The following is a 6,477-nucleotide window of genomic DNA, read 5'->3' on the forward strand; positions in this document are numbered from 1 at the left end:
CCGTGCGCGCGGCAGGCCCTGCTCGTAGCGTGCGTGGCCCGTCTCGTGGACGATGCCCATCAGGCTGGAGACGAACTCCTGCTCGTTGTAGCGCGTGGTGATGCGCACGTCCGTCGGCACGCCGCCGCAGAACGGGTGGCTGCTCACGTCGAGCCGGCCGTGCGCAAAATCAAAGCCGAGCAGCCCCATCACCTCCTGGCCGAGGGCCTGCTGCGTTGGGATCGGGAAGGGGCCTTGCGGCGTAAGGAGCACGTCGCTCTTCTGCCGTTCGCTCACGGTCTGGATGAGGCCGGGCAGCCAGCTCGTCAGATCGCCGAAGATCTGATCCAGCCTCGCGCTCGTCATGCCGGGCTCGTACAGCGCCAGCATGGCGTCATAGGGACGTACCCCGAGCGCGTCGGCGCGCAGGCGAGCCACCTCCCGCGACAGGCGCACCACCTCCTCGAGGTTAGGGGCAAAACCTGCCCAGTCGTTCTCCTTGCGCTGGCGACGCCAGGCGTGCTCGCATTTGCTGCCGGCCAGGGAAAGCGCCTCCACCAGCGCCCCCGGCAGCAGGCTCGCATCCTGCCACTGGCGCTTGATCTCCCGCAGGTTCGCACGCTGGTGCTCGTCCAGCGGTTCACTCTCTGCCTTGGCAATCCACTCCCCAAGCTCGGGGGCGGTGCGCTTGCCGTGGATCAGCACGCCGAGCTCCGCCATCGCCTCGGCGCGGGCCTCGTTGCCCCCCTCCGGCATCATGGCGGCCTGATCCCAGCCGCAGATGGCGGAGAGGTGGGAGAGGCGGTGCAGTTGTTGCTGATGTTGTTCGAGTTTCTGGTATGACATGGGATTGTCCTTGTTATCGTCCCTGATGATATGCACCCCGTACCTGGCATGATCGGGGCCGCCCGATGCTAGCACTGCCATCCATCCTGGTGCCACCCTCAGGCAGTCAGCCGAGGCGCTTCTGGTGCCGTTCGCGGTTTTCCGCCTTCTTGCGCTCGCTCTTGCGCAGCAATACGTAGAGCGCACCGCTGCCGCCGTGGCGGCGTTCGGCGCTGTGCATGGCCATCACCGAAGGTAACTGTGGCAGCCAGGCGCTGACATGGCTCTTGAGCAGGGCACGCGGGGTGCTGCGCTCCCCCTTGCCGTGCAGGATCAGCAGGCAGCGGATATCCCGCACTTCGCATTCGGCAATGAACTGCACCAGGGCGATACGGGCCTCGTTGAGCGTCTTGTGGTGCAGGTCGAGGGAGCCTTGCAGCTCGTATTTGCCAAGGCGCAGCTTCTTGTAGACCCCCTCCTGCACGCCGTCACGCTTGAAGCCGACGATGGCGTGGGGGTCCAGCATCTCGACTGCTTCCGTGCCGAGGTGATCCAGGGTGAGTTGTTCGGCGGTGGCGGCTTCCCGGCGCGCGAGTTGCGCCTCGGTGGGCTGGCTGTTGCCCGCAACGGGGGCGATATGGTCGCTGCGAAGGGGCCGCACGTCGGCCACTTCCTGCAGGAACAGTGAGAGTTCGTCGTTATGAGACACGGCAGGCTCCCCGCATGAAAATGAGGGAGCCAGTATAGCGGGCCTTGGTGGGCCTTAGAATGGCAACGCTCGCAGGCCCCGGCCCCTGCCGGGTAAGGCGGTCTGAGCGAGCCTGGTTATTGCCCCTCTTTGGGCGGCTCTGCGTGCATCACCTTGTAGATGAAATAGACCGCATAGGCGCTGATGAGCAGGAAGGTGCCGAAAATCACCAGCATGGACATCAGCCCCACGCTGTTGCCGAACATCAGGTTCATCCAGAATTCCATCTCGTTCACTCCTGTCACTGGGCGGTGACAGGCATGATAGATACCTCTTCAGGAGGGAGGGGATGATCTCGATCAACTCCCTCTCTGGTTATTTAATCGGCAGCAAATTCTGTGAGCCGACGCGCATCCGACGTGTCAGGTCGCCGGACTGGACGCTATTTTGCTTTCTCCAGGGTCGGTTCGGTGAGGGGCGTGATGCGCCAGCCCTGCTGCTCCAGCAGGGCGAGCAGCCCATGCTCGCCGTAAAGATGCAGGGCCCCTACCACGATAAAGCTCTCGTTCGGCAGGCTGGGCCACTTCTTGACCCAGTTGCGGTTGCGCTCTGCCAGCAGGGTCTGTTCCAGCCAGGCTTGTAGCTTGGGCGGCGCCATCTCCTCCCTGAGCAGATTGATGAGGGTGGCCTCGTCCCCGTTCTGCCAGGCGGTCATCACGGCGTCGAACCCCTGCTGGATGTCGGGCAGCTCGTCCAGGGTGCTCTCCAGCATCAAGGTCTGGTTGTCGCCGACGCTCGCGAGATAGCCGAGCTGCTCCAGCAGGGTCTCCAGCCCGACGATGGGCTTGCCGCCGTCGTTCGCCCGCTTGGCGAAGTGCTGGTCGACACCGTATTCACCGCGATAGCCGGTGCGCTCCAGGGCTGCCTGGGTCAGGGTAATGGCCGCAAACCAGGGACGCAGCGGGGCCAGCATGCTCTCGTTCAGACCGTTCTGGCCCGCGGCGATGAGGGTGCGACGGTAGAGGTCGATGGGCAGGTGATCCTTGAGGGTCTTGCCGTCGACGAGCCGGGTGATGGCGCCCATCTCCTGCCACTGCTCCTGGCTGATGTGGGTCATGTCCACCTCCATCACCAGGGCGCGGCTCTGCTGCCAGGCGCGCTCCACCGGGTCCGGCAGGGGATAGAGAGAGGGTTTGCCCGCGTGGATGGACCCCAGCAGCCAGTGCTGTTCGTTGCCCTTGTTGATGCGGTAGAAGGCCGGATCGGCCATGGCATGGAGCGGCAGCAGCAGGCAGAGCAGGAAGGAGAGCAGCGTGGGATGGAATCTCATGAGGCACCTTATGTGAGCTGGATGAGTGCTCTATGATAAGTCCTCATTTGTCACAGCCAAGAGGTTTCCCATGCCCCACCTTCGTTTTCGGGCAGTTTCTGTCGACACCCTGCAGCGGATAAGCGCCCCCCTGATGACGGATCTCTGCGCCCTGACCGGTGGCAAGCCGGAGTTCGTCACCCTGGAGTGCGTGCCGAGCCAGTGGGTACGAGATGGCCAGCACGAAGCCGGTTTCCCCTTCGTGGAGCTGGTCTGGTTCGAGCGACCGCAGGAGATGCAGGATGCCGCCGCCGCCCTCATCACCCGCCACCTGAAAGGGGTGCTGGGGGAGCAGACCTATGTGGTGGTGCAGGTGCTGCCCATCGTCAAGAGTCACTACTACAGCAACGGCCAGCACTATTGAGCGGGCATCGTTGCTGAGACAGGTGCATGTCAAGAGGAGGCCCGCCGAGGGCCCCTGCCGTCCGGGCTCCCTTTATCAGGCGGATTTGATCAGCAGCTTGTCAAGCCAGCGGCTTGGCAGCAGGCGGCGCAGCACGGTAAACAATTTGGTCGGGAAGGTGACCGGGTAGCGGTGCCTGGGACGCTTGCTCGTGAGCGCATGCAGTAACGGCGGGATGCAGGCCTCGCTTGGCAGGGTAAAGCCCCGGGCACCCCCTTCACGCTCCAGCCTGGCCAGCGTCTGGGCATAGGCGTCCTGATGGCGGCTGGTGGCGGGATCTATGTGGCGGAGGAAGGCCTCCCGGGCATTGGCGCGAAACCGGGTGTCGATGGGGCCGGGTTCGATCAGGCTGATGTGCACGCCGCTGCCCGCGAGTTCCAGGCGCAGGGTGTCGGTATAGCCTTCCAGCGCGAACTTGCTGGCGTTGTAGGCGCCACGATACTTCATGGCCACCAGGCCAAGCACCGAGCTGTTCTGTACGATGCGCCCCTCGCCTGCCGCCAGCATGGGGGGCAATATCTGGCGAATGAGGTGATGCCAGCCAAAGAGGTTGGTCTCGAACTGCTCGCGCAGCGCCTCGGTGGGCAGATCTTCCAGCGCACCGGGCTGGCCGTAGGCGCCGTTGTTGAAGAGGCCGTAGAGGTGCCCTTCTGCCAGGGCCAGCGCCTCTGCCGCCCCTCGCTCTATGCTGGCGCTGTCCGCCAGATCCAGTTGCACCGCCAACAGACCCTGCTGCTGCAGCAGGGCCACATCCTCGGCCTTGCGGGCGGAAGCGATGACGGTGAAGCCCCGGGCGCCGAGCTTTCTTGCGGCGGCTAGGCCGATGCCGCTGGAGCAGCCGGTGACGAGCACGAAGGGATGGGGCATGAGCATGGTCCTGATTGACGGCCGGCAGGTGGCCCGAAGCTGGCATGGTAGCGTGGTGCCACCAAAAACAAAACCGGGCCAGAGGCCCGGTTTTCGGTCACGTCAGATGCCTGATTACATGATGGTGAACGGCATGATGATGTGGAACTTGACGTCATGCTCGGAGCTGAACATGTTCGGGTAGTACCAGCTGCCCTTGTCGTCCTGTTCGTTGTTGTAGTCGGTGTAGTGCAGCTTGAACAGGGTGCCCTTCAGCTTGCCGTCCTGCACTGTATACATGACGTCGAAGTTGGCTGCCCACTCTTTGCCGCCTTCCAGGGACTTGTCGCCGTTGTTGGCATCCCAGCCGTAGGCACCGGAGACACCCACGCCCCAGCCCGGTGCACCCACCAGATCATCCAGGGAACGAGTCACGCCGAAGAACAGGGCCTTCTCGTCGTTGTGGTTCCAGTCTGAGCGGGAATCCCACCAGATTTCGTTCGCGCCCTGGGAGTTGCCATAGCCACGGGTCAGACGGGGCAGGTAGTTGCCCAGATCCCCTTCAGCCTTGGTCCACAGGCCTTCCAGACGGAAGCCATAGGGGCCGGCTGCCCAGCTGGCGGTCAGGGCTTGTTGCCAGGCCAGGCCGTCATAGTCGCTGTTCTCGGTGTCGGAACCGTAGAACTGGTAGCTGGTGTTCAGGCCACCCAGTACGTCGAACTTGTGGGCCAGCTTGAAGTGGTAGCTGTCCATGTAGCCTTCGGACTGACCGAAGCCGGCGGTGACGGCAGTGCCGTTCTCGAAGGTGTAGCGAGCGGCCAGACCGTGGATGTAGTCGATCTTGTTCGCATCGGTGAAGGGATCGCTGGCATAGGGGCTGCTCTTGGAGAAGCCGGTGGTGTTCTTGAACCAGGGAGCCTTGTACTCGTCGGCGATGGCGTAGGTCAGGTAGAGGCCGCCGAAGGTGCCTTCGATCTGGCCACCACGGTAGGTACCGGGTTGATAGGACCAGTTGACGCCGAGGATGCCGGGTACATAGAGCTGGGTGTAACCACCCTTGGCGGTGACGGCGTCACCGAACTTGAATTTCAGGGCGGCGTTGGAGAGGCTGAAGCCGTTCTCGGGAACGCCGTCACCACCTGAACCCCACTTGTCGCCCCAGAAGGAGAACTCGTTCTCTTCGTTGACGCCATTGCTCTCGTCAACGGCCAGATCGTAGGCACCGAAGCCGCCCACGTCGACGCCGACCACACCCCATGCATAGCCGGAGTTGAAGTTCAGGGCTGCCTGGGTGGTGGCATGGCTCAGGTTGGAGTGGTATTTGCCATCCTGACCCGGACCGGCCTGGACGCGATCACGCTCACGCTGGAAGTAGAACAGGCCACCGGTGAGCTTGCCTTCGTCGATGAAGGCGCTGTAGGACTTGCCGTATTCCGGGCTCATCATGTCTTGAGCGGCGAACGCCATGCCGGGGGCGACCAGTGCCGCGACCACGGCAGCACTCAACGCGGCGCGCTTGAAGATCACTTTTTCCATTTGTTATTGCTCCTGATTTTATGGACTTAGCTTTTTTATCCGGCAGCCGGGTAGGCACCCGCCGCTCGGTATTGGCATTGCAATCAACACCCCGAAGGGCAAAAAAATGGTTCTCTGTCGAGCCCTTGTGCCTGATGCCTTGGCGCATCGGTCGGGGCTATCTGCATCGTTACAGTCGTTATTTTTTGGCTGTCGATCCTTGGCGATCTGACATCACCAAGAGTACGTTCGCGGTGCGAAATATCAATGTAAAGTTCCCGCCAAGTTTCAAAAATATGACCGAGTGCAAATAATCATGATTCTTGGTGTGGGCACTCCCAGGCCACTCATGTCGGCAATGACAGCGCTTTCATGGTGATTTCACCGTTCTCCTGCGCAGATCTTGCCATCAAGGCAGAACTTTCTTTGTTAACCCGGTGGCAACATATAATTTTGTATCACAAAAAAAGATGGGCCCGGCCGGATGCCCACTGTCATGAGCGTGAGCCGTCGCCCGACAGACAGGGGGACCAGGGATGTGAAAGGGGTGAGGGAGTCTGTGACTGAATGGATGAGGCAACCCGTCATCGCCCGTGAAGACGTGACGGGAGCATCAAGAGAAGGGTTGCGGCAAGGCCGGGCCGCGGGGAGATTGACAGGGAGCGCGCCCCGGGTCTGGTGCGAACCAGGCCCGGGGGTTATCAGGTCTGGCTCAGGATACGGGGGATCTGCTGGGCCTGGTGGTGGATATGCTCCGAGACCTGTACCGAGAGGCGGCTGCCCTGGCGGGCGTGCTGGCTGATGCGACCGATGAGGGCGGCGAAGCTCGCCAGCCTGTGCTCCTGACTCTTG

The 6,477-nt window shown here is 62.6% G+C and carries 6 protein-coding genes and 1 pseudogene; 1 reads left to right on the forward strand and 6 read right to left on the reverse strand.

Annotated elements, in window-relative coordinates; translation table 11 throughout:
- From AACR77_RS02705 to AACR77_RS02720, 4 genes and pseudogenes are all read right to left on the reverse strand, one after another.
- Positions 1-825, reverse strand: a pseudogene (locus AACR77_RS02705) (carboxypeptidase M32); the annotation flags it as partial.
- Positions 826-931: 106 nt separating this feature from the next.
- Complete coding sequence (gene smrA / locus AACR77_RS02710) at positions 932-1,513, reverse strand: DNA endonuclease SmrA (protein ID WP_010673286.1); 582 nt, start codon at positions 1,511-1,513, stop codon at positions 932-934.
- Positions 1,514-1,629: 116 nt separating this feature from the next.
- Positions 1,630-1,779: a DUF3149 domain-containing protein gene (locus AACR77_RS02715; protein WP_010673287.1), complete on the reverse strand. Its 150-nt coding sequence runs from the start codon at positions 1,777-1,779 to the stop codon at positions 1,630-1,632.
- Between the two features lie 155 nt (positions 1,780-1,934).
- Positions 1,935-2,822, reverse strand: a complete 888-nt coding sequence (locus AACR77_RS02720) for a TraB/GumN family protein (RefSeq protein ID WP_041214639.1) — start codon at positions 2,820-2,822, stop codon at positions 1,935-1,937.
- Positions 2,823-2,892: 70 nt separating this feature from the next.
- Between AACR77_RS02720 and AACR77_RS02725 the strand changes: the two genes are divergently transcribed.
- Positions 2,893-3,225, forward strand: coding sequence for a DUF1904 family protein (locus AACR77_RS02725; protein WP_042879623.1), 333 nt, complete (start codon positions 2,893-2,895; stop codon positions 3,223-3,225).
- A gap of 75 nt (positions 3,226-3,300) precedes the next feature.
- On the opposite strand, the gene AACR77_RS02730 is transcribed toward AACR77_RS02725, so the two are convergent.
- Positions 3,301-4,131, reverse strand: coding sequence for an SDR family oxidoreductase (locus AACR77_RS02730; protein ID WP_042879625.1), 831 nt, complete (start codon positions 4,129-4,131; stop codon positions 3,301-3,303).
- Positions 4,132-4,245: 114 nt separating this feature from the next.
- A complete protein-coding gene (locus AACR77_RS02735; protein WP_010673291.1) occupies positions 4,246-5,646 on the reverse strand; it encodes an OprD family outer membrane porin in 1,401 nt (466 codons plus the stop codon).
- Positions 5,647-6,477: the final 831 nt, after the last annotated feature.

This window comes from Aeromonas sp. ZOR0002 (assembly GCF_963866995.1).
Taxonomy (GTDB): Bacteria; Pseudomonadota; Gammaproteobacteria; order Enterobacterales; family Aeromonadaceae; genus Aeromonas; species Aeromonas caviae.

Excerpts from the sequence above, each read along its gene's own strand:
- AACR77_RS02735 (WP_010673291.1), bottom strand. The coding sequence starts at position 5,646 with ATGGAAAAAGTGATCTTCAAGCGCGCCGCGTTGAGTGCTGCCGTGGTC.
- AACR77_RS02730 (WP_042879625.1), bottom strand. The coding sequence starts at position 4,131 with ATGCCCCATCCCTTCGTGCTCGTCACCGGCTGCTCCAGCGGCATCGGC.
- AACR77_RS02725 (WP_042879623.1), top strand. The coding sequence starts at position 2,893 with ATGCCCCACCTTCGTTTTCGGGCAGTTTCTGTCGACACCCTGCAGCGG.
- AACR77_RS02715 (WP_010673287.1), bottom strand. The coding sequence starts at position 1,779 with ATGGAATTCTGGATGAACCTGATGTTCGGCAACAGCGTGGGGCTGATG.
- AACR77_RS02720 (WP_041214639.1), bottom strand. The coding sequence starts at position 2,822 with ATGAGATTCCATCCCACGCTGCTCTCCTTCCTGCTCTGCCTGCTGCTG.